The following is a 22,027-nucleotide window of genomic DNA, read 5'->3' as shown; positions in this document are numbered from 1 at the left end:
TTTGGAAAGAAATGTGGCGAAACGGTGATCGCCATGCGCTATTAAGGTATTCGTAACCTTTGTGAAGCCAAATTAACCGGAACTTCGGTCGGCGAACAAAGAAGGATTTTAGTGAGTGGAGTTTTCGCCGTGTTTTCCCGGAAAAAGACTGCCAAGAACGTGATTTCAATTCAGCCATATCAGGAGAAAAACCAGACCTCGGCACTGCGCCTTGTCGATGCCTATTGGCATGGGCTGCGGCATGATCATCCGATCCCGGCGCGCAGCGAGGTTGATCCGCGCGGATTGCAGGGCGCGCTGGACGTGTCGTTCATCGTCGAGCGTATCGGAAAAGGACTTGCGCGTTTGCGGGTTGCCGGAGCGCATCTGTCCGACCTGATGGGCATGGAGGTTGCGGGCATGCCGTTAAGTGCGCTCTTCGTCCCCGAAAGCCGCGAGTCGCTTGCCAGCGCGTTGGAAAAGGCGTTTGCCGACCCCGCGATCCTGCGACTTGAACTGCGCGCTGAAGCGGGTATCGGTCGGCCTGCATTGACCGGCAAGCTGGTGCTTTATCCACTGCGGTCCCATACCGGTGAGGTCGACCGGGCGATGGGCGTTCTCGTGACAGAGGGTAAAATCGGGCGCTTGCCCTGCCGGATGGAGATTGTCGGCGTTCGGGTCGAAACACTGAACCTGGTCGGCGTGTGCCGCGTGGACTTGCGCCCCGGTCGCCAGACGGATGCGCCGTCGAATGTGCCGCGCAAACGGAATATGGCCCCGGTGCAGCCACAGCCGATCCGGAACAATGTGAATGCCACCGGTCCCGGCTTTGCTGAAAGAGCCGCGCCTTTCGGGGACAAACCAGCATTACGGTTGGTGCGGACGGACGAATACTGAAAGCCTTTTGTAGCAGTCGGATATTGAAACGGTGTGCAACCCGCGCCGGGTGTTTTATTGATGAGTGGGAGGGCAAGGCTATTCGCTTTGCTCTCTTTTTTTTCGTAATGCGCACTGCTTTTTCGCCACAAAAAAGAAAGGCGCCCTGTTGTTGAGCGCCTTTCCTACGGTATTTTGGAACCGGTTTAGCTCGCTGCGGCAGCCAGCGCATCGCGCCGCCCGGTCAGTTCTTCTGCAACCAGGAAGGCCAATTCCAGCGACTGCGACGCATTCAGGCGCGGGTCGCAGGCCGTGTGGTAGCGGTCGGACAGATCCTCGTCGCTGACTTCGCGGACGCCGCCTGTGCATTCGGTCACATCCTGGCCGGTCATCTCGAAATGTACGCCGCCCGGGATTGTGCCCTCGGCCTTGTGAACGCCAAAGAACTCGCGCACTTCACGCAGCACCGACTCGAATGGCCGGGTTTTGTAGCCGGTCGAGGATTTGATCGTGTTGCCATGCATCGGGTCGCAAACCCAGGTGACATTGGCACCTTCTTCCTGAACGGCCTTGACAAGGCGCGGCAGGTGTTCCGCGACCTTGCCTGCACCGAAGCGGGCGATCAGCGTCAGCTTGCCCTCTTCGTTGTCAGGGTTCAGACGCGACATAAGAACCTTGAGATCCTCCGCCGTGGTGGTCGGGCCGCATTTCATGCCGACCGGGTTCAGCACGCCCCGCGCGAATTCGACATGCGCGCCGTCGGGCTGGCGTGTGCGGTCACCGATCCAGATCATGTGCCCGGACCCGGCCAACCATTTGCCGGAGGTCGAGTCCTTACGGCAAAGCGCCTCTTCATATTCCAGCAGCAGCGATTCATGGCTGGTGTAGAAATCCACCGTCTGCAACGTGTGCGAGGCTTTGGAATCCACGCCTGCGGCCTTCATGAAGTCCAAAGTGTCACTGATGCGGTTGGCCATGTCGCGATATTTCGCGGCCTTCTCGCCTTCGGTAAAGCCAAGCGTCCACTGGTGCACCTGATGCACGTCGGCATAGCCACCGGTCGAAAAGGCGCGCAGCAGGTTCAGCGTGGCCGCAGCCTGTGTATAGGCCTGCAACATCTTCTGCGGATCGGGCATGCGGGCCTTTTCCGAGAAGTCCAGCTCGTTGATGATGTCGCCGCGGTAGCTGGGCAGCTCCATACCATCCTTGACTTCGGTCGGCGCGGAACGCGGCTTGGCGAACTGTCCGGCCATGCGGCCGACCTTCACCACCGGAACCTTTGCACCGTAAGTCAGCACCATCGCCATCTGCAACATCACCTTGAAGGTGTCGCGGATGGAATTGGCACTGAACTGGTCAAAGGACTCGGCACAATCACCGCCTTGTAACAGGAACGCCTCGCCGCGTGCGGCGGCACCCAATTGCGATTTCAGCGTGCGCGCCTCGCCGGCAAAGACCAGCGGCGGATATTTGGCAAGCTGTGCTTCAACGGCATTCAGCGCGGCCTCATCCGTATAATCAGGCATCTGAACCCGCGGCATGTTGCGCCAGCTCGATTTCTGCCACTCGGTCATTTGTTCTCTCCGGTCGTTAGCGATAGCGGGATCTCTATACAAAACCGCGCGGCAAGTGACCACAAGCAAATGCAGCCCTGCCCCTTGACGGTTTATCGTGCTTCTGGCCAATTGAAACAAGACATCCACGGGGCTTGCGCAACGCGACACCCGGCAGACGCAGGGAGACCGGAAGGATGGCGTCACCACGTCAGGTCATCGAGATCGTTGAAACGCCGGTCAAACCCCGGCATTTCGTGTTCGTTTTGCTGGAACATTTCACGCTGCTGTCTTTCTCTGCGGCGATGGATTGTCTGCGCCTTGCCAACCGCATGTCCGGCAAAGAGCTTTACAGCTGGCGGGTGATCGCTGAAGGCGGCGGTCATGCTGTCAGCTCTACCGGCACCACGTTGGTGCTGGATGGCGATCTGGACGAGCTGCATCGCGACGATACCATCATGCTGTGCGGCGGCACAGATGTGCAGGAAGCCACCTCCAAACGGCTGTTGAACTGGCTGCGCCGCGAATCCCGGCGTGGGCTGACAGTTGGAGGATTGTGTACGGCATCCTTCACTTTGGCGCGGGCCGGGCTGTTGGACGGCAAGCGGGCGACGATCCATTGGGAAAACCACGACAGCTTTACCGAAGAGTTCGAGGATGTTCATCTGACCAAATCCGTCTTCGTGGTCGACGGCAATCGGCTGACCACCGCAGGCGGGACCTCTTCGATTGATTTGTTCTTGCAGTTGATCGCGGATGATCACGGCGAGGAACTGGCCAATGCGGTCGCCGACCAGCAGATCTATTCGGCCATCCGCACGGATCAGGACACACAACGCCTGTCCGTCCCGACACGGATCGGTGTGCGCCATCCCAAGTTGAGCCAGGTTATTCACAAGATGGAGGCCAATATCGAGGAACCGATCAGCCCATCGGTCCTGGCGCAGGAGGTCAGCATGTCCACACGACAACTGGAGCGTCTGTTCCGCCGCTATCTTAATCGTTCGCCCAAGCGCTATTACATGGAGCTTCGTCTGCAAAAGGCACGCAACCTGCTGATGCAAACCGATATGAGCGTGATCAACGTCGCGCTCGCCTGCGGTTTTGCATCGCCTTCACATTTTTCGAAATGCTACCGGGCCCATTATCAAACCACCCCTTATCGTGAACGCGGCAGCCATGCCGCGCGCCTGTCGATATAAGGTTCAATGTCTGCGTGATCTGGCGTCACCCGCCCCGGACTTGATCCGGGGCCTTTCTGACCATGACGTTGAGGCCCCGGATCAAGTCCGGGGCGGGTGCACTTGGACGCGCATGTGGTACCATACAAACCAGGGTGCGCGGCCCGGTCCGGTGCAGAAGCTGACTTTTCAGGCATCCGGTTCAGTCAATGTTCAAACTGCGAAGACAAACCCGTCCGTCCATCGCGCAACGGCAACATCACACGGCTCTTTTCATTTAGCATGACGCCGCTTAGGCTTTGGCCAGGACACATGTTCCAACTCGGGAGAAGATAATGAAAAAACTTTTGATGGCCACCGCTGCAAGCGCCCTGACTGCGAGTGGCGTTTATGCTGAAAGCCACGCAAGTACCGTGAATATCGGCGTCATACTCGGCTTTACCGGCCCGATCGAGTCGCTGACGCCAATGATGGCTGGCTCTGCCGAACTTGCGCTGAGCGAAGTCAATGACAGCGGCAAGTTTCTGGACGGCGTGACGCTTGCACCCGTGCGCGCGGATTCGACCTGCGTTGACAGCGCGGCCGCGACTGCCGCCGCGGAACGGTTGGTTACAACTGATGGCGTTGTAGCGATCATGGGGGCTGACTGCTCTGGTGTGACTGGCGCCGTCCTGTCCAACGTGGCCGTGCCCAATGGCGTGCCGATGATCTCGCCTTCGGCAACGTCGCCGGGCCTGTCGAATGCAGAAGATAACGGGCTGTTCTTCCGCACCGCGCCGTCTGACGCGCGGCAGGGCGAAGTGTTGGCCACTCTGCTGGCCGACAAGGGCATCACCTCTGTCGCGGTGACCTATACCAACAATGACTATGGCAAGGGTCTGTCCGACAGCTTCATCTCGTCTTTCGAGGAAAATGGCGGCACCGTCACGCTGAACGCCCCGCATGAGGATGGCAAAGCCGATTATTCCGCAGAGATCGGCGCTTTGGCTTCGGCCGGTGGCGATCTGCTGGTCGTACTGGGCTATTCCGATCAGGGCGGCAAGGGCATCATTCAGGCCTCGCTCGACACCGGTGCCTTCGACACGTTCATGATGGGTGACGGCATGTATAGCGACGCCCTGATGGCGGATCTTGGCGGCGATATGGAAGGCTCCTTCGGCGCGGTGCCATGGTCCGAAGGCGAAGGCACAGAGAAATTCGCAGCCCTCGCCGAAACGGCAGGTGTGAACAGCGAGTCGTCCTTCACCCGTGAAAGCTATGATGCGGCGGCGCTGATCGCGCTGGCGATGATGGCGGGTGGCGAGGCGAGTTCGAAGGCCGTCGCGGACAACGTCATGGATGTGGCCAATGCCCCCGGTGAACAGATCCTGCCGGGCGAATTGGCCAAGGCGTTGGAAATCCTCGCCAATGGCGGTGAGGTCGATTACGTCGGCGCCACCAATGTGGAACTGATCGGACCGGGCGAAGCCGCAGGCACCTACCGCGAATACACCATCACCGATGGTGGTTATGAAACGGTGTCGTTCCGCTGAACGTCAATGCGCAAACCCAGGCAGCCCGGTTTTCCGGGCTGTTTCAATAAGATGAGAGGCGTCATCAAGGCGCGGAAAGGGGTGCTGTGATACGGGTTGAGAACCTGCACAAGCATTTTGGCGGATTTCATGCCGTTGATGGGGCGTCGCTTGAGATCGCCACCGGATCAATCACCGGACTTGTTGGGCCGAACGGCGCTGGAAAAACAACTCTTTTCAATGTCATAGCAGGCGTTCTTGAGCCAACCTCCGGGCGCGTCAGTATGGATGGCGAAGATATTTCCGGCCTGCCGCCACATGTCCTGTTTCATAAAGGCATGTTACGCACCTTCCAGATCGCGCATGAATTCGGCTCGATGACCTGCCGTGAAAACCTGATGATGGTTCCGGGCGGCCAGTCGGGTGAAACGCTGTGGAACGCGTGGTTCAGCCGCGGACGGATTGCGCAGGAAGAGGCTGCTCTGCTAAAGAAGGCCGATGAAGTCCTTGATTTTCTGACGATTTCACATCTCAAGGATGAACGTGCGGGCAACCTGTCCGGAGGGCAGAAAAAGCTGCTGGAACTGGGCCGCACGATGATGGTGGATGCCAAGGTCGTCTTTCTTGACGAGGTCGGCGCGGGTGTGAACCGCACCCTGCTCAACACCATCGGGGACGCGATCTTGCGGCTGAATCAAGAGCGCGGCTATACGTTCTGCATGATCGAACACGACATGGATTTCATCGGCCGCCTTTGTGACCCGGTGATTGTCATGGCCGAAGGCAAAGTTCTCGCACAAGGCACGATTGACGAGATCAAGGCCAATGATGCGGTGATCGAGGCCTATCTCGGCACGGGCCTGAAGAACAAGGAGATGGTGTGATGGAGGGTTTGTCAGAACAACCTACCACCAAAGCCCGTTGTCAACGGTGTCTCACGCCCGGATGTGTGACTGAAAATACCGGTTTCGCACCGTTTTCGGCGGGCTGCGCATGAGCGGCAACCCATGGCAGGATGATCGCGGCAATCGCGACCGGTCAATCACCAATCCGCACGGAATGGGATCGGTCATGCGTGCGGCGGGCGGCGGCAAGGCTACTGATGCGCAAGGCAATCCTTTCCTGATCGGCAAGGACATGTCCGGTGGGTACGGGCGGGGCGCAGACATTCTGCACGGCTGTACAATCGCAGTGGAACGCGGGGAAATCGCGGTGATCGTCGGGCCCAACGGCGCAGGCAAATCCACCGCGATGAAGGCCGTTTTCGGCATGCTGGATCTGCGCGAGGGCCATGTGGTGCTGGACGGCGAGGACATCACCAAACTCAGCCCGCAGGATCGCGTGGTCAAGGGCATGGGCTTTGTGCCGCAAACCCACAATATCTTCACCTCGATGACGGTCGAAGAAAATCTGGAGATGGGCGCTTTCGTGCGGCGGGACGATTTTCGCGACACGATGGAGCAAGTTTATGACCTGTTTCCGATCTTGCGCGACAAGCGGCGTCAGGCAGCGGGCGAACTGTCCGGCGGCCAGCGCCAACAGGTCGCCGTCGGCCGCGCGCTGATGACAAAGCCCAAGGTGCTGATGCTGGACGAACCCACCGCAGGCGTCAGCCCGATCGTCATGGACGAGCTGTTCGACCGCATCATCGAGGTTGCGCGCACCAGCATCCCGATCCTGATGGTTGAACAGAACGCCCGGCAGGCGCTCGCAATCGCCGACAAGGGCTATGTGCTGGTGCAAGGCGCAAATGCGTTCACCGGAACGGGCAAGGAATTGCTGGCCGATGAGGACGTGCGCAAGAGTTTTCTGGGGGGATAGGGTATGAGTTACACGCAAATGGGCCGCATCGCCGCCTTGCTGTCGTGCTCTTTGGGCGCGTTTGCAATCGTGCTCGGGCTTTTGTTCGTCGTGGTTCCTTACATTGCAATGGCTTTGGGCCTGCGCGCCATTGGCCGCAACTTACGCGCAGAGGGGTCTATCATGCTCTGCACCGGACTGGCGCTTGCTGTGCCGACGGATGTGATCCTGCGCCTGCACGCTAACCGTATGCCGGAGGCCGGATGATGGACCTTCTCAATGGTCTGATAACGCTGGCAAACTTCGTTCTGATCCCGGCACTTGCCTATGGCAGCCAGTTGGCGCTTGGCGCTTTGGGCGTCACGCTGATCTATGGCATTCTGCGGTTTTCGAACTTTGCGCATGGCGACACGATGGCCTTCGGCACAATGGTGGTCGTGCTGGTGACATGGGCGATGCAGGCGGCGGGGATCAGCCTGGGCCCGCTGCCCACGGCATTGCTGGCCCTGCCCTTCGGGATTGCTGGTGCTGCTGCGATGGTCTTGCTGACGGACCGTGCGGTCTATCGCTTTTATCGCGCGCAAAAGGCCAAACCGGTGATCCTTGTCATCGTCTCCATGGGGGTGATGTTCATCTATAACGGCGTCACGCGCTTTATCATCGGGCCGGAAGATCAGCGCTTTGCCGATGGTGAACGGTTCATCATCAGCGCGCGCGACTTCAAGGCAATGACCGGCCTTGACGAAGGGCTGGCGATCAAGAGCACACAGGCCATCACGCTGGTAACGGCCGTGGTTGTGGTCGCATTGCTGTTCTGGTTTCTCAACCGCACCCGCACCGGCAAATCCATGCGGGCCTATTCGGATAACGAGGATCTGGCGCTGCTGTCGGGTATCAACCCCGAACGGGTGGTGCTGGTCACATGGCTGCTTGTCGCGGCATTGGCGACGGTGGCGGGCACGCTGTATGGGCTGGACAAAAGCTTCAAGCCGTTCACCTATTTCCAACTGCTGCTGCCGATCTTTGCCAGCGCCATTGTCGGGGGTTTGGGCAGCCCGGTGGGCGCAATCGCAGGCGGTTTTGTCATTGCGTTTTCCGAGGTGGGCATCACCTATGCCTGGAAAAAAGTGCTGGTCTATATGATGCCCGGACCGCTGGAGCCGGACGGTTTGGTACAGCTTTTGAGTACGGAATATAAATTCGCCGTCAGCTTCATGATCCTGCTGATCGTGCTGTTGTTCCGGCCAACCGGCCTGTTCCGGGGAAAATCAGTTTGATTTACCGGCCACGCGCTGAAACAACGCCTCAGATAGAAAAACAAACGCCAGCCCTAGAGTATAGCTTGTGAAACCGAAGCTCCTGATCCACACCGGACTGCCCAAGACCGGCACGACCACAATCCAATTGCATTGTTCGCTCAATCGCGAGGTGCTGGCGCAGAATGGCTGGCTTTATCCGGAAACCGGGCGGCAATGGAATGCGCATCACACATTCGGCAATTTTTTTCGCACCGATGACAAGCAACTGGCGTGGATCCGGCAGGCCGATGCTGCCAAGGTGCGCCGGGTATTGGCCCGCGAACGCGAAAAAAGCGGCGCAGAAAATATCGTCATCAGTTCAGAGTCGTTGTTTCATATCAATGATCTGAAACGGCTGACGCAATATTTTTCAGACTATGACATTAACATGCTGGTCTATCTGCGCAGACAGGATGAATGGCTGGAATCAGTTTACCGACAGCAATTGCGCGGTGGTGCCGTCTTCAATGATCGCCACAGCTATTTGCGGCAGATCAAAGCGAGCCTGAACTACGATCATGTCCTGCGCGACTGGGAGAATGTCATCGGCATCGACCGGATCTGCGTGCGGAGTTTTGAGCCTAAATTCTTTGAAACCTCGCTGGTCGAACAGTTCATGGACGTGCTCGGGCTGACGCTGACCTCTGACTACAGGCAAGCACCGCGCCGCAATGACAAGCTGAACCGCGCGGCGATGGATTTCCTGATGAAATTCCCCAAGGAGCGACGGATCAGCCACGAGTATCGATTGCTTCAGAAAGCGCTTGAAGCATGGTCCCAGGATCGTCCTGACAAGCCAGAGCATCAGGCGCTTTATCCGCCAGGTGAGCGACTGGAAATTGCCCAGGAATTTGCCGAGAGCAACGCCCGGATCGCTGCGCGGTATCTGCCTGACGGGGGTGCGCTGTTCCGTTCGCCCCTGCCCGATCTGAATGATCCTTGGCAGGACTATCCGGGCCTGACAACAGATGAGGCGGTAGCTATTGCCCACACTGTCTGGAAGGCGCAGAGCGCGCAGGAAACGAGGTTGCGTGAAGCCTTGAAACAGAACAGGCACAACGCTGCCGACAGCGGCCAAAAACCGTAAAGCCCCTTGACAATATGCTGGGTGTACCCAAAATGTTCCGCAAACGCTGGAACACCGGCACCCTCATCAGATAACTCCGGGAGCATATTGTCATGAGCAAGAGCACAACCACAGATTTCGCCCGCATCATCGTGAATGCATTTTCGCTGCAATCCGCGATTACCAGTAACAAGATGCTGGCCGACAAGGGCCTGACCACCGCCGGCTGGCTGGTTCTGCGTCGTCTGGCCAACAAGGAGGACCAGTCGGTCGCAGCCCTCGGTCGCGCCTTCTCGTTGACCCGTCAGCGAATGTTCCAGATCGTCAACCGTCTGGCCGAAAAAGGCTATGTCGAGCTGAAGATAAACGAAGACGAAAAGCGCGCCCGCAAGGTTCTGCTGACAGATGCAGGCCGCACCGTGCTGCAAGGGGTCGAAAAAGAGCTGACCGTTCTGCTTGGTGACGCGCTTTCGGAGATGCCTGAAAAGTCGATGGAGAAATCCGCACGCGTGTTGCGCAAGCTGACAAATGCCGTGACCGGCGAGAAGGCTGACAAAGCCGAAAGCTGAGCCTCGGTCCGTTTCAGGGAGAATGCACCCGGCACCGCCTTCGCGGAGCCGGTTTTTCTTTGTCACAGGCGAAGTTGACGCCAATTCCTGCTTTGCCTCCCTGCCCTTGACGTGCAAACTGCGCCACAGTCCGACATCCGGACCAGCGCGCAAGTTTGTTCAGCAAGACGGAGACCATCCCGATGACCTCACGCGAGATTATCCTGTTTGCAGTCGTGGCGCTGCTGATCCTTGGATCCGGGTTTCTGCAAAGCTGGAACACTGCCCTGTTGATCCTGAATATGGGGCTGATTTCGGCGATAATGAGCCTGGGCGTAAACCTGCAATGGGGTTTTGCGGGACTGTTCAACGTCGGCATCATGGGCTTCGTGGCCTTGGGCGGGCTGGCAACAGTTCTTGTTTCCGCGCCGCCCGTGGCAGAGGCTTGGGCAGCAGGCGGCTTGCGGGTGCTTGGCGGGCTGTTGGTCGGCGCGGGGGTCATCGCTGCTGCGGTTATCGCTTGGGGACGGCTTGCCGGGCGGTTGCGCGGACTGGTGGTCTTTGTCCTGATCGTGGCGGGTTTTTTCATCTTCCGCGCCGTGTTCGATGCAGGCGTTGATGCGGTCGAGGCGATCAGCCCCGCAACCACCGGGTATCTTGGTGGGTTGGGATTGCCGGTATTGATCGCCTGGCCGGTGGGCGGCCTTCTGGCGGCCGGGGCAGCCTGGCTGATCGGCAAGACCGCGCTGGGGTTGCGGTCGGATTACCTTGCCATTGCCACGCTTGGTATTGCCGAGATCGTCATCGCCATAATGAAGAATGAGGATTGGCTGACGCGCGGCGTCAAGAATGTCATCGGTCTGCCGCGTCCCCTGCCCTACGAAATCGACTTGCAGAACGATCCCGGCTTTGTCGAACGCGCTGCGGGCTTCGGGCTTGATCCAACCACCGCATCCACGCTTTTCGTCAAACTGGGCTACGGGGCGCTTTTTGCGGCTGTTCTGGTGGTGCTTCTGACCCTGTCGCAACTGGCGCTGAGAAGCCCTTGGGGGCGGATGATGCGTGCGATCCGCGACAATGAAACCGCCGCACGGGCGATGGGCAAGGATGTCACTGGCCGGCATCTTCAGATCTTCATCCTCGGCTCTGCGATTTGCGGTATTGCCGGGGCCATGATGACCACGCTGGACGGGCAATTGACTCCAAGCAGCTACCAACCGCTGCGCTATACGTTTCTTGTCTGGGTGATGGTGATTGTCGGCGGCTCTGGCAACAATCTGGGCGCGGTCCTTGGCGGGTTCCTGATCTGGTTCCTATGGGTCGAGGTGGAGCCGATCGGAAGCGCCCTGATGGGACTGATCACCGCCGGGATGAGCGACGGATCCTGGCTGAAAGGCCACCTCCTGGACAGCGTGGCGCATATGCGGCTGCTGACCATGGGTTTGATCCTGCTTTTGGTGCTGCGTTTCAGTCCGCGGGGCCTGTTGCCGGAGCGCTGAGATTTCTGCGCCAACGATCCTGCGGCGGTCCGGTTTGAGAAGGTCGACGCCTCCGGCGGGAGTATTTGTGCCAAGAAGAAGGGGTGGTGCCCTTGTTCAGGGCGTGGCGGCGTTATCGGGCCTTGAAGAGACCGCCCAGAATGCCGCGAACAATGCGGCGACCAGTGGTGCCTTTGAGTTCTTTGACAAGGACGTTGGCAATGGCACCGCCGAGACTGCTATCGTCGAAATCGAGCGTGCCTTTCCGCGACTTTGAGGAAGAACGCGCCACCCGTGTGCCGGAATAGCGCCGTCCGGCGCTGTACTCACGTTCTGCTGCGGACTGCTCTTCCTCGCGACGCTCTGCGTCTTCTGCGGCGCGGGCGGCGGTGTCAGCACGCCGTTGCAGCATTTCGCTGGCGGAATCGCGATCCACGGCATCGGCGTATTTAGTGCCCAGATCGGATGCGGCGTTGATCCGGGACCGCGCGCTATCCGTGATCGGCCCCAGTTTCGATGATGGTGGGCGGATCAACGTGCGTTGCACGATCCCCGGCACGCCTTTTTTCATCAGCATCGAGGTCACCGCCTCGCCCACGCCGACCTCGCGGATCGTCGCTTCGGTGTCGAAATCCGGGTTGGGCCGGTAGGTTTCAGCCGCCATCCGCAGGGCTTTCTTGTCCCGCGCCGTGAAGGCGCGCAAGGCGTGCTGGACCCGGTTGCCAAGCTGGCCGAGAATATCCTCGGGAATGTCATCGGGGTTCTGACTGATGAAATAAACACCGACGCCCTTTGACCGGATCAGCCGCGCAACCTGTTCGACCTTGTCGACCAGCGCCTTTGGCGCATCGTCGAACAGCAAATGTGCTTCGTCGAAAAAGAAGACGAGTTTGGGTTTGTCGGGGTCACCAACCTCGGGCAGCTCTTCAAACAGCTCTGACAGCAGCCACAACAGGAAAGTCGCATAAAGCCGTGGCGCACCCATCAACGTGTCGGCGGCAAGGATATTGATCTGGCCACGTCCGTCCGCCCCCACGCGCATCATGTCGGCCAAATCGAGCGCCGGTTCACCGAATATCTGCCCCCCGCCCTGATTTTCCAGCACCAGCAGGCGGCGTTGAATTGCCCCGATCGACGCCACCGAGATGTTGCCATAGCGCAGGCTGAGCTCTGCACGGTTTTCGCCCGTCCAGACCAGCAGCGCCTGCAAATCCTTGAGGTCGAGAATGGGCAACCCTTGCTCATCGGCCAGACGAAAGGCGATGTTGAGGATGCCTTCCTGCGCCTCGGTCAGATCCAGCAGCCGCGATATCAGCAATGGACCCATCTCGGCCACGGTGGTGCGCACGGGATGGCCCTGCTTGCCGAACAGATCCCAGAATACGGCCGGGAATGCATCATAGCTGAAGTCAGTAAACCCTATCCGGGCCGCGCGTTCGGTGAAGGCATCATGCAACTTGACCTCCGCACTGCCGGGTTCCGCCAGCCCCGACAGGTCGCCTTTGACATCCGACAGGAAGACCGGCACGCCCGCGGCAGAGAACCCCTCGGCCAGGATCTGAAGCGTGACGGTTTTCCCGGTGCCGGTCGCCCCTGCGATCAGCCCGTGCCGATTGGCGTATTTGAGATCAAGAAACTGCTTCTCGACATAGTCCGCCCCGCCGCCCCCGATGAAGATCCCGTTATCCATTGATCGCTGCCCCTGCTGCTGGCCCGTAACGCCCTGAACATCTAACCTTAACCATTTCCGGTGAAAGTGAAATACGTCCGGTGCCACATGTCCTCTTTGGTCTCGGATAGACTTCCTCCCTGTTAGACTGGCCGCGCCTTCGGGTGCGGCATTTTTTTAGCCGCGCGGCTTGGGCGGTCAGTTCAAATCGATTCGGGTTGAGAATTCCGTCAAGAAAAATTTCATCCAACCCATCTTAGATGCCGAAATTTTTTCTGTTGACCGTGACATTCAAGTCTCGTACCGTTTCAGCAATGATGAAGTCGGCCAGTCCGACGGGGAGTGAAGAATACAGGAAGGAGCCTTAGGGCTCCTTTCGAATTTTTAGACAACCCCTTGTTTCCATGCTGCTATTTTACACTCATTCCGGGCAGGTTCTTGCTGGATTTTCCGGGACATGGCCAATTTTGGCCTGACATCTGCCGGTGTGCATGGTAAGCGCCTGCCAGAGACCACTAGCTCTGGGAGAGCAATTTATGAATACCTACCTCAGTGCTCTGACACTTGCCGCCCTGATGGCTTCGTCATCGGCGGCCTTCGCGCAAGACGCGACGGACGCGGCACCTGCCGAGTCCACAACAGAGCAAGCCGAAACCGCAGCCCCCGCAGCAGATGCGCCCGCGACAGAGGCTCCGGCCGCAGGCGCGTTGGCCGATCAACTCGACACTGGCGAAGAAGCCGATGCCGAGCAATCGCAGACATATGTGCGCGAAACGATCGGTGACTGGGATATGCAGTGCCTGCGCGTCGAGGAAGGCGAAGAGCCGTGCCAGATGTATCAGTTGCTGACAGACGGCCAAGGCAACAGCGTTGCCGAAGTCAGCCTGTTCCGCGTCAAGGACGGGGGGCAGGTCGAGGCCGGCGGCACGTTCGTGGTGCCGCTTGAAACGCTTCTGACGCAGAAGATGTCAATCTCGGTGGATGGCGGTCAGCCCAAGCGTTATGACTTTACGCTGTGCAATCCGATTGGCTGTTATGCCCGCGTCGGCTTTACCGCCGATGACGTGAACCGCTTCAAGCGCGGCAAAGTGGCAAAGATCACCATCGTTCCGGCGCTGGCACCAGATCAGAAAGTGACGGTCGATATGTCCTTGACCGGGTTCACCGACGGATATTCCAAGACCAGCGAACTGGCAAACTGATCCACCCTTTTTGGGGATGATGCGCCGCGCCCGGAAAGACCGGGCGCGGCGTTTTTCGTTGGCGATGAGAGAGGGGGCTGCCGTTTCGGATGCTATTGCCCGGAGTTTGCGGATTCTGCGATCCCGTCAAGAACGGCTTGGGCAGCACGAAGGCCCGGCGCGGGGCCACCCAAGCCCAGCTTTAGCATCGTTTCAGACATTGCCGCCTGCTGCGCCTCGGGATGGGCGAGCACTTTCAGCACGGCCTCTGCAACCATGGCGGGCTGACAAGCTTTGCCGATAAATTCCGGCACGTTGCGCGAATTTGTCACCAGATTGACCAAGGTCACTGAATCGACGCGCAACATCCGCGAGATGACCTGCCGCGACAACCAGTTCATGTCATAGGCGACCACCATCGGCGTGCCCGCCGCGGCAAGTTCAAGGCTGACCGTGCCGGATGCCGCAAGCGCCGCCCGTGCCCCGGCGAATGCACCGCGCTTCAATGCCGGGTCAGGATGGCTGCGCGGGTCAAGCACGACCGGATTTCCCGGCCATGATCCGGCCGCTTGCAGGACCGCATCGGCAACCGGGGCGGCCGCCGGAATCACCGGCCGCAAACCGGGACGTTCATCCAGAACGCGGGCAAGGACCTGGCCAAAGATCGGCGCGAGGCGACCCACCTCGGACCGTCGTGATCCGGGCAGGATCAGCAGGTAATCGCCCTGAATGTCAAAGCTGTCGCGGAAGGCCGTGATCTCGTCCGCGGTTGCGACAGGATCGGTCACGACGGGATGGCCGACAAAATCGCAGCGCATGCCCGCAGCTTCCATATAAGGCGGCTCGAACGGGAACAGCGCCAGTACCTGATCAATATGGCGCGCCATCTTGGCCGCCCGGCCCGGACGCCATGCCCAGACGGTGGGTGCCACATAATGCACGGTGCGGATATCGCTGGCCGCCTTGACCAGCCGCGCGACCCGCAGCGAAAATTCCGGCAGGTCGATGCTGATCAACACATCCGGGCGCGCCGCGATCACTGCGTCGGCGGTTTCACGGATGCGCGCCTTGAGATGGGAATATTGCGACAGGATTTCGGTGATCCCCATGATCGAGATTTCGTCCATCGGGAACAGGCTGTCCAGACCCTGCGCTTCCATCCGCGGGCCGCCGACCCCTTGAAAGGCCACCTGCCCGCCCGTCAATTCGTTCAGCCCCTGCATCATGGCTGCGCCCAGTTTGTCGCCTGACAGCTCGCCTGCGATGACGAATACGCGCTGTGGCTCAGACATCGCGGGCCTGTAGGAAAATTCCTGCCTCTTTGGCTGCGCTCAGCGTGGCGTCACGATCCAGGATCAATACGCCGCCTGCCGCGATAACGATGCCGCCAAGACCTGCGCGTTTTGCACCCTCAATCGTGCGCGGTCCGATGCTGGGCATGTCCACGCGTAGATCCTGTCCGTGCTTTGGCTGTTTGACCAGCACGCCGGGGGCCCTGGGGCGTCGTTCTGGTTGGGTTGCCGCGGCCATGTCAAGCAATGCATCTGTGCCTTGAAGTGTCTCGATGCCGAGGCAAAGCCCGCCGGCGACAATCGCCGCCTGTCCCAGATCGAGCGGGGACAGGGCGGACAGAACTGCGGCGGCCCTCTCTGTATCGGCTTTCGCGATGTCGTCTGGTTCCGGCCCGCAAAGCAAGCCGGCCGAGGCGGTCAAGCCAGCGACAAGCTCATGTGCGCCGATAACGCCAAAACCGCGCTCTTCGAACAGGGCTACGATATGGCGCAAGAGCCCGTCATCGCCGTGATGCAAAGCCGCCTTGAAGGCGGGCGCGAGGGTCACCGTTTCAGCGTCAAAAATCGCCGGGTCAAGCTCTGGCCGCGCCATCGCGCCAGCCATGACGACGCGGGTCACACCCTGGGCACGCAGATCATCGAACAGCGCACCAAGCTGCTCTATCCGGTGTTCACGCGCGGCACCGTTGGGAAGATCATGGGGCATGCCCTTCAGGGTGACACAATAGGCGTCAGGATGCGCCTGAAAGATGCACGGGGGCAATTGGCCACTCCCCGCCAAAAGGCCAAGCCGTCCCGCCATGATCAGCCCGGCGTCAGGAACGAACGGTCGGTCGTGCCGAGGATGAAATCGACGATATGGCGCACATAGTCGCTTTCGGTTTCTGCCCCCAGCCGTTTGGCACGGTCCTGAAAGGCGCCCTCGCCCTGTGCCAACATCTGAAACGCGGCCCGCAGCGCCGTGATATCCGACCGTGCGACGCCTTTGCGCTTTAGCCCCACAAGGTTCAGCCCATCCAGCTTGCCCCGTGGTGCCTGGACAAGGCCGTAAGGTATGACGTCATTTGTCACCATGGTCACGGCACCGATGATGGCCCCGCGCCCGATACGGACCCATTGATGAACGCCAGACAGCCCGCCGACGATGACATCGTCCTCCAGCACGCAATGTCCGGCGAGGGCCGAGTTGTTCACCAGAATGACCCGGTCACCGACCTGAGCGTCATGCGCGACGTGACAGCCCGCCATGAACAGCCCGTCATTGCCCACACGCGTGACGCCACCGCCGCCCGCAGTGCCGGCATTCATGGTGACATGTTCGCGGATACGGTTACGGGCACCGATCTCCAGCCGGGTTTCCTCACCCTTGAATTTCAGATCCTGTGGCACTTCGCCGATCACCGCGAAGGGGAATATCTCGGTCGCTTCGCCGATGGACGTGACCCCGGTGACAACCACATGGCTTTTCAGAACCACGTCTGGTCCAAGCGTTACCTTCGGCCCGACATGACAGAACGGCCCGATCTTGCAGCCATCGCCGAGCGTGGCCCCCTCTTCGATCACTGCGGAAGGATGGATGTCTGACGTCACGCGGGCAAATCCATCATCGCGGTGAATTCCGCCTCGGCGGCCATCTCGCCCTCTACCTCGGCCACGCCCTGAAATTTCCAGACCTTGCCGCCGGGCTTGCCACGAAGTGTTTTCAGCGACATGCGCAGCACGTCGCCGGGAATGACCTTGCGACGGAATTTGCATTTATCGATCGCCATGAAGTAGATCAGCATGTCCTTATCGGCCAGATCCAGCGCCACGCCGACCATCACGGCAGAGGTCTGCGCCATCGCTTCGACAATCGTGACGCCTGGCATGATCGGGGTGCCGGGGAAATGGCCCTGGAAATGCGGTTCGTTCATCGTGACGTTCTTGATGCCGACGGCAGAGGATGTGCCGTCGATATCAATGACGCGGTCGACCAGAAGAAACGGATAGCGATGCGGCAAGATACGCTGGATCAACTGGATATCCGCAGTTTTCAAAGCCTCGGTCATATGGGGTCCTCGACAAGTGGCATGGATCATAGTGACCTAGCAACTGTCGCGCGGCGGGGCAAGCGCTAGGGGTTTGAAGGAACCGTCTCCCCTTCGGCAGGAGGCACCGGATCGGGCGCGGGCCCGTCCGGTGCAGCCTGTATTTCGTCAGAGCCGTTTCCTAGAAGCTGATCGATCTGGGTGATCGCCTCGTCGGTGATGTCTATGGCGTCTGCGCTGAGAAAGACACTGCGGCGTTCAACAAGGACGGCAGCACCGGCCTCTCGCATCAGTTCACCCAAAACGGGCTGTGCGGCCGCAAGAAACACGCGTCGCACTTCGTCCGTGCGGCCGGCAAAAGCCCGCCCCTTCGCATCCTGTTCTTCCCGGATTCTTTGCACCTTTTCATCGAACGCGTCTGCAAGCGCCCGAAATTCAGCCGGTGGCAATTTGGAACGCCGTTCCGTCAGCCTTTTTTCTTCGGCGGTCAGTTCTGCCTCGATCCGCCGATTTTGTCTGGATAGTTCGAGGCCCTCCGTCTCGACCTCGTCAGCAAGCCTCTGACCATACAGGCTTTCGTTGAACAGCTTATCGGCCTCGACCGTCAGGATCGGGCTTTTGACCATATCCTGGGCGGGCGCTGCGTGGCCAAGGAAAAGGGCGGCAGCCAATGCCGCCGCCCCGAATGTCTTGCAAAGCATCATGTCAGAACTGAGTCGAGATGGTCAGGTCGAAGTTCTGCTCAACGTCGTACTTCTCTTTCTGCAAGGCTTCGGTGAAGTTGAAACGCAGCGGGCCAATCGGCGTATCCCAGAAGATTGACACACCGACCACATGACGCGCGCTGAAATCTTCGTACTTCGTGTCTTCATTGGTATTGTCCAAAGACCAGAGAGAGCCGACGTCGTAGAACACACCGCCGGAAATGCCGTATTCCTCTGGCAGACCAAGCGGGAACTCTGCCTCAAACCGGGCGACAGCATAAAGGTTGCCGCCAAGCGCGTCATCGACCGAGTTGCCTTGTGCGTTCTTGCCGCGTTCACGCGGACCGATACCGCCATATTCAAAGCCGCGCATCACTGACGGCCCCATGAAGAAACGGTCTGTAACGCGGCCGGACCCGCCCGAATAATTCAGCGCGCCCCCCTGGAGCGTCGCCCGCAAGGTCACGTCTTCGTTCAGAACCTTGGTTTGGGCAATGGCGCGAACATTGGTTTTGATAAAGCTGGCACCACCGGTAGCCTTGCCGAAATCCTGGCCGAATTCCAGCAACACTCCCGCATTGGGGTTCAGTCCGGTGCGACGCGTATCATAGGAATAAGTATACCCGATGGAGTTATTCCAGATCTGGCCACGGTCGGCTTCGGCCTGAATAAGATCGCCCACCTTGGTATCGTCAGCATCGCTGATATCCGACACTTCGGCGGTATAGCGCAGCCTCAGACGCCCATTTTCGGAGACCGGGAAACTGAACGATGGCGAAATACGACCGGAATCCGTGTCATATTCGGCATTGTCATTGTCGGTCTCGCGATAAGACGCATCAAAGTTGAACGCCAGATCGCGGCCAAGAAAGGCCGGTTCGCCAAAGTTGAAGTTGTATTGGCGGTTGTCGACACCGGTCGTGGCACCCAGCGACAAGGATTGTCCCCGGCCCAGAAAGTTACGTTCGCGGAATTGAATGGCGACGCCGAAACCGTTGCTTGTGGAATAGCTGCCGCCAAAGCTAAGCGAGCCTGTGGGTTGCTCTTCGACATTGACATCCACGACCACCTGATTGGGGCTGGACCCTTCGCGTGCATCGACATCGGCCTTGGTAAAGAAGCCAAGCGCGCGGATACGCTCGGCGCTTTCACGCACTTCGCGAGGATTGAACGGATCGCCTTCGACGACGCGGAACTGGCGGCGCACGACCCGGTCAAGCGTGGTGGTGTTGCCTTCGATATCAATCCGCTCGACAAAAACGCGCGGTCCGCGACTGAGGACAAATTCCACATCCAGAGTCAGGTCGCGATCATTGCGGCTGATCCGCGGTTCGACCCGAACGAAATTCAACCCTTCACGAATCGCCAGCCGTTCCAACCGCGCGATGGAGTTTTCGACCAGCATCGGTGAATAAACCACGCCGGGGCGCACTTTCAACGCGTCCTGAAACAGGTCCACGTCAACTTCGGCAAGATCGGATGTTGTTGTCACTTCGCCAAAGCGGAACTGCTGCCCTTCCTGCACATTGAACGTCAGGAAGTACCCATCGCGCTTGCGGGTCAGCTCGGCGTTCACACCTGTGGTGCGGAAATCAACATAGCCGCGCGACATGTAGAAATCGTTCAGCACCTGCTTGTCGAATTCGATCCGGTCTTCGATCAGCGTGTCACGCTTGACCAGAAGGCGGAAAATGCCTGCCTGCTTGGTTTCCAGAACGCGGCGCAGACGGTAATCGGAATAAACCTTGTTGCCAACAAAACCGATACGCTCGATCTCGACGACACCGCCTTCGAAGACCTCGAAAACCAGATCGACACGGTTGTCGCTGCGGCGGATGACTTTGGGCGTGACGCGCGCGGCAATGCGGCCCTGTTGGGCATAGGCGGTGACGATATTAGCGGCGTCACGTTCGGCCTGGGACGGGTTGAAGACGCGGCGGGACTGCGACTGCACGATGTTCGTCAGCACATCATCCTTGATCCGCGCGTTGCCTTCGAAGTTGATGACGTTGATCGTGGGGTATTCAGCGACCCGGATCACCAGGGTGCCACCCTGCGGCACCAGTTCCACGGTCTCGAACAGACCTGACCCTGCAATCCGCTGATAAGCCTCATTGAGGTCACCACCGCTGACGCTTTGGCCACGGGCGATCCCTGCATAGCTGAGGATCGTTCCCGCCTCGACCCGCTGGTTGCCCTCGATCGAGACCGAGTTGAACCTGTAGTCCTGCGCCATTGTGGTCTGCGGCAAAACCGCAAACGCAATCGCTATCATCGCTAAAAACGTTGTGATCAGCGTGCGGGGCTTACCCGACTTAGTGGCTGGTCCGAACGCCCTGCCCTCAGCATTGTTGATCATGCTTCCATTCCGTACAGACATCGTTTGAAACGTGAGTATCGGCTAAACACCGGGTTGTCAAAAGCGGTGAGTCCGGTTTTTCTAAGATGTTGCCCTGAGGGCAGTTAAATCGCCCCTGTCCGCCATTTCCGCACGAGATTATGGCGGCAAAGCTACGGGCAGAAAAGATCGTTCGTCAGGCCGAAAACCATGATTGACAGGATAATGGCCAACCCGATTGTCATCAGGATCCGCAACGCCTTGTCGTTGGGCTGGCGTCCCGTGATCGCCTCATAGGCGTAAAACACCAGGTGCCCGCCGTCCAGCACCGGGATCGGGAACAGATTCATCAGACCGACAGCCGTGCTGAGAACGGCGATGAACCAGATGAAGCTGGTTGTGCCCTGACTGGCCATCGCACCAGATGCCTGCGCGATTCCCAGCGGCCCGCTGAGGTTGCAACTGCTGATCGCGCCGGTGACCATATGATACAGTCCCGACAACGAACCGGTGATGATCCCCCAGGTCTGGGCTGTACTCGCATTGAATGCGTCAAGCGGACCGGGCGTCGAAACGGCTGGCTCAAAGAACAGACCACCCGCGATCCCGATGCGCCAGTTGGTCTTGAAGCTGTTGTCGGGCTGCGGTTCGTCCACGCGGCGCGGCACCAACACAAAGTCCAGATCTTCGCCGTCGCGCCACACGTCAAGCTGCAACGGCCGCCCGTCGGATCCCTCGACAATTTCCTTGAGCTGTTCAAACGCATAGATCGGCGCATCGTCGACTCGGCGGATGACATCGCCCGCTTTCATCTCGATGTCGTAGGCGGCCGATTGCGGAACAACCTGCGTGGCAATCGCCGGATAGGGATATGGCCCCTGCGCCTGCACGACCTCGGCCTCGCGGCGCACGGTATAGTCGATCTGCGGCTGCGCGGGCAGCGATTTCATAAAGCTTTCAAACGCCGCAGGATCATCGAAAGACGGGGCCGTCTGGCCCGCAACTTCAAGGATCACATCACCGGGAAGCAGTTGCTGCTCAACGGGCAGGTTGCGCAATTCTCCCACCGTCAGAGGCTCGGTCACCACGCCACGCGCCATGAACACGCCCATGAAGACCACAATCGACAGGATGAAATTGAACATCGGACCGGCGGCAACCGTTGCGGTGCGCGCCCATAGCGGTGCGCCATTCATCGTCTGCCGACGTTCCTTGGCGCTCAGCACGTCCATCGCGTCGGTATCAACACCTCCCGAAGGATTCGCATCACCGCGGAATTTCACATAGCCGCCAAGCGGCAATGCCGCGATCTGCCACAGCGTTCCGCGCTTGTCGACACGGCTCCAGATCACCGGCCCAAAACCAAGCGAGAACACATCCGCAGCGATGCCCGACCAGCGGCCGACGATGTAATGGCCGTATTCGTGAATCGCCACAATGATCGACAGCGCCACCACAAAGGCCGCCAAGGTCAGGAAAACGCTTCCAAATTGCGGGATCAGCCCTGCCATGTCTTGTCCATTCGC

At 59.3% G+C, this 22,027-nt stretch carries 20 protein-coding genes; 11 read left to right on the top strand and 9 right to left on the bottom strand.

Going from position 1 to position 22,027, the window contains the following annotated elements:
* The first annotated feature begins 111 nt into the window (after window positions 1–111).
* Window positions 112–876 carry a PAS domain-containing protein gene (locus tag DMZ65_RS00515; RefSeq protein WP_157960536.1) on the top strand — a complete coding sequence of 255 codons (765 nt, stop codon included), beginning with the start codon at window positions 112–114 and terminating at the stop codon, window positions 874–876.
* A gap of 185 nt (window positions 877–1,061) precedes the next feature.
* Here the strand turns inward: DMZ65_RS00515 and DMZ65_RS00510 are convergent, their stop codons facing one another.
* Window positions 1,062–2,429, bottom strand: a complete 1,368-nt coding sequence (locus tag DMZ65_RS00510) for a class II 3-deoxy-7-phosphoheptulonate synthase (protein ID WP_116596974.1) — start codon at window positions 2,427–2,429, stop codon at window positions 1,062–1,064.
* 176 nt (window positions 2,430–2,605) lie between these two features.
* On the opposite strand from DMZ65_RS00510, the gene DMZ65_RS00505 reads away from it, so the two are divergent.
* The 9 genes from DMZ65_RS00505 (at window position 2,606) to DMZ65_RS00465 (ending at window position 11,311) form a co-directional block, all read left to right on the top strand.
* Window positions 2,606–3,610, top strand: coding sequence for a GlxA family transcriptional regulator (locus DMZ65_RS00505; RefSeq protein ID WP_116596973.1), 1,005 nt, complete (start codon window positions 2,606–2,608; stop codon window positions 3,608–3,610).
* Window positions 3,611–3,924: 314 nt separating this feature from the next.
* Window positions 3,925–5,121: an ABC transporter substrate-binding protein gene (locus DMZ65_RS00500; protein WP_116596972.1), complete on the top strand. Its 1,197-nt coding sequence runs from the start codon at window positions 3,925–3,927 to the stop codon at window positions 5,119–5,121.
* An 86-nt stretch (window positions 5,122–5,207) separates the two neighbouring features.
* Window positions 5,208–5,984, top strand: coding sequence for an ABC transporter ATP-binding protein (locus DMZ65_RS00495; protein ID WP_116596971.1), 777 nt, complete (start codon window positions 5,208–5,210; stop codon window positions 5,982–5,984).
* Window positions 5,985–6,093: 109 nt separating this feature from the next.
* Window positions 6,094–6,921: an ABC transporter ATP-binding protein gene (locus DMZ65_RS00490; protein WP_116596970.1), complete on the top strand. Its 828-nt coding sequence runs from the start codon at window positions 6,094–6,096 to the stop codon at window positions 6,919–6,921.
* Window positions 6,922–6,924: 3 nt separating this feature from the next.
* The gene (locus DMZ65_RS00485) at window positions 6,925–7,167 is read left to right on the top strand and encodes a hypothetical protein (RefSeq protein ID WP_157960535.1); all 243 of its coding nucleotides are present in this window, start codon (window positions 6,925–6,927) and stop codon (window positions 7,165–7,167) included.
* Window positions 7,167–8,177, top strand: a complete 1,011-nt coding sequence (locus tag DMZ65_RS00480; RefSeq protein WP_116596968.1) for a branched-chain amino acid ABC transporter permease — start codon at window positions 7,167–7,169, stop codon at window positions 8,175–8,177. The genes DMZ65_RS00485 and DMZ65_RS00480 overlap by 1 nt, the downstream gene beginning before the upstream one ends.
* Window positions 8,178–8,244: 67 nt before the next feature.
* The gene (locus tag DMZ65_RS00475; protein ID WP_116596967.1) at window positions 8,245–9,285 is read left to right on the top strand and encodes a hypothetical protein; all 1,041 of its coding nucleotides are present in this window, start codon (window positions 8,245–8,247) and stop codon (window positions 9,283–9,285) included.
* A gap of 92 nt (window positions 9,286–9,377) precedes the next feature.
* Window positions 9,378–9,833 carry a MarR family winged helix-turn-helix transcriptional regulator gene (locus tag DMZ65_RS00470; RefSeq protein ID WP_116596966.1) on the top strand — a complete coding sequence of 152 codons (456 nt, stop codon included), beginning with the start codon at window positions 9,378–9,380 and terminating at the stop codon, window positions 9,831–9,833.
* 182 nt (window positions 9,834–10,015) lie between these two features.
* Window positions 10,016–11,311 (top strand): branched-chain amino acid ABC transporter permease, encoded by a 1,296-nt coding sequence (locus DMZ65_RS00465; protein ID WP_116597531.1) that lies wholly within the window; start codon window positions 10,016–10,018, stop codon window positions 11,309–11,311.
* 112 nt (window positions 11,312–11,423) lie between these two features.
* Here DMZ65_RS00465 and DMZ65_RS00460 read toward each other — a convergent pair whose 3' ends face one another.
* On the bottom strand, window positions 11,424–12,980 hold the full coding sequence (locus DMZ65_RS00460; RefSeq protein ID WP_116596965.1) for a helicase HerA-like domain-containing protein: 1,557 nt from the start codon (window positions 12,978–12,980) through the stop codon (window positions 11,424–11,426).
* Between the two features lie 515 nt (window positions 12,981–13,495).
* Here DMZ65_RS00460 and DMZ65_RS00455 point away from each other — a divergent pair.
* On the top strand, window positions 13,496–14,161 hold the full coding sequence (locus tag DMZ65_RS00455) for an invasion associated locus B family protein (protein WP_116596964.1): 666 nt from the start codon (window positions 13,496–13,498) through the stop codon (window positions 14,159–14,161).
* A 92-nt stretch (window positions 14,162–14,253) separates the two neighbouring features.
* Here the strand turns inward: DMZ65_RS00455 and lpxB are convergent, their stop codons facing one another.
* From lpxB to rseP, 7 genes are all read right to left on the bottom strand, one after another.
* Window positions 14,254–15,432 carry a lipid-A-disaccharide synthase gene (gene lpxB / locus DMZ65_RS00450; RefSeq protein WP_116596963.1) on the bottom strand — a complete coding sequence of 393 codons (1,179 nt, stop codon included), beginning with the start codon at window positions 15,430–15,432 and terminating at the stop codon, window positions 14,254–14,256.
* Window positions 15,425–16,234: an LpxI family protein gene (locus tag DMZ65_RS00445; RefSeq protein ID WP_116596962.1), complete on the bottom strand. Its 810-nt coding sequence runs from the start codon at window positions 16,232–16,234 to the stop codon at window positions 15,425–15,427. The genes lpxB and DMZ65_RS00445 overlap by 8 nt, the downstream gene beginning before the upstream one ends.
* Before the next feature lie 2 nt (window positions 16,235–16,236).
* Entirely contained in the window at window positions 16,237–17,022 is a 786-nt protein-coding gene (gene lpxA / locus DMZ65_RS00440) for an acyl-ACP--UDP-N-acetylglucosamine O-acyltransferase (protein WP_116596961.1), read from the bottom strand.
* Window positions 17,019–17,480 (bottom strand): 3-hydroxyacyl-ACP dehydratase FabZ, encoded by a 462-nt coding sequence (gene fabZ / locus DMZ65_RS00435; protein WP_116596960.1) that lies wholly within the window; start codon window positions 17,478–17,480, stop codon window positions 17,019–17,021. Before fabZ ends, lpxA begins: the two co-directional genes overlap by 4 nt.
* A 65-nt stretch (window positions 17,481–17,545) precedes the next feature.
* Window positions 17,546–18,163 (bottom strand): OmpH/Skp family outer membrane protein, encoded by a 618-nt coding sequence (locus DMZ65_RS00430; protein ID WP_232824820.1) that lies wholly within the window; start codon window positions 18,161–18,163, stop codon window positions 17,546–17,548.
* 1 nt (window position 18,164) lies between these two features.
* Window positions 18,165–20,438 carry an outer membrane protein assembly factor BamA gene (gene bamA, locus DMZ65_RS00425; protein WP_232824818.1) on the bottom strand — a complete coding sequence of 758 codons (2,274 nt, stop codon included), beginning with the start codon at window positions 20,436–20,438 and terminating at the stop codon, window positions 18,165–18,167.
* 236 nt (window positions 20,439–20,674) lie between these two features.
* Complete coding sequence (rseP, locus tag DMZ65_RS00420) at window positions 20,675–22,012, bottom strand: RIP metalloprotease RseP (RefSeq protein ID WP_116596958.1); 1,338 nt, start codon at window positions 22,010–22,012, stop codon at window positions 20,675–20,677.
* Window positions 22,013–22,027: the final 15 nt, after the last annotated feature.

The organism is Primorskyibacter marinus, assembly GCF_003313245.1.
GTDB lineage: Bacteria > Pseudomonadota > Alphaproteobacteria > Rhodobacterales > Rhodobacteraceae > Primorskyibacter > Primorskyibacter marinus.
Note: the sequence above shows the minus strand (reverse complement) of the source record. Positions and strands in the feature narration are given on the sequence as shown.

Coding starts and splice junctions, on each gene's coding strand:
- DMZ65_RS00510 (WP_116596974.1), bottom strand. CDS start 2,429: ATGACCGAGTGGCAGAAATCGAGCTGGCGCAACATGCCGCGGGTTCAG.
- DMZ65_RS00505 (WP_116596973.1), top strand. CDS start 2,606: ATGGCGTCACCACGTCAGGTCATCGAGATCGTTGAAACGCCGGTCAAA.
- DMZ65_RS00500 (WP_116596972.1), top strand. CDS start 3,925: ATGAAAAAACTTTTGATGGCCACCGCTGCAAGCGCCCTGACTGCGAGT.
- DMZ65_RS00490 (WP_116596970.1), top strand. CDS start 6,094: ATGAGCGGCAACCCATGGCAGGATGATCGCGGCAATCGCGACCGGTCA.
- DMZ65_RS00485 (WP_157960535.1), top strand. CDS start 6,925: ATGAGTTACACGCAAATGGGCCGCATCGCCGCCTTGCTGTCGTGCTCT.
- DMZ65_RS00480 (WP_116596968.1), top strand. CDS start 7,167: ATGGACCTTCTCAATGGTCTGATAACGCTGGCAAACTTCGTTCTGATC.
- DMZ65_RS00470 (WP_116596966.1), top strand. CDS start 9,378: ATGAGCAAGAGCACAACCACAGATTTCGCCCGCATCATCGTGAATGCA.
- DMZ65_RS00465 (WP_116597531.1), top strand. CDS start 10,016: ATGACCTCACGCGAGATTATCCTGTTTGCAGTCGTGGCGCTGCTGATC.
- DMZ65_RS00460 (WP_116596965.1), bottom strand. CDS start 12,980: ATGGATAACGGGATCTTCATCGGGGGCGGCGGGGCGGACTATGTCGAG.
- DMZ65_RS00455 (WP_116596964.1), top strand. CDS start 13,496: ATGAATACCTACCTCAGTGCTCTGACACTTGCCGCCCTGATGGCTTCG.
- lpxB (WP_116596963.1), bottom strand. CDS start 15,432: ATGTCTGAGCCACAGCGCGTATTCGTCATCGCAGGCGAGCTGTCAGGC.
- DMZ65_RS00445 (WP_116596962.1), bottom strand. CDS start 16,234: ATGGCGGGACGGCTTGGCCTTTTGGCGGGGAGTGGCCAATTGCCCCCG.
- fabZ (WP_116596960.1), bottom strand. CDS start 17,480: ATGACCGAGGCTTTGAAAACTGCGGATATCCAGTTGATCCAGCGTATC.
- DMZ65_RS00430 (WP_232824820.1), bottom strand. CDS start 18,163: ATGATGCTTTGCAAGACATTCGGGGCGGCGGCATTGGCTGCCGCCCTT.
- bamA (WP_232824818.1), bottom strand. CDS start 20,438: ATGATAGCGATTGCGTTTGCGGTTTTGCCGCAGACCACAATGGCGCAG.
- rseP (WP_116596958.1), bottom strand. CDS start 22,012: ATGGCAGGGCTGATCCCGCAATTTGGAAGCGTTTTCCTGACCTTGGCG.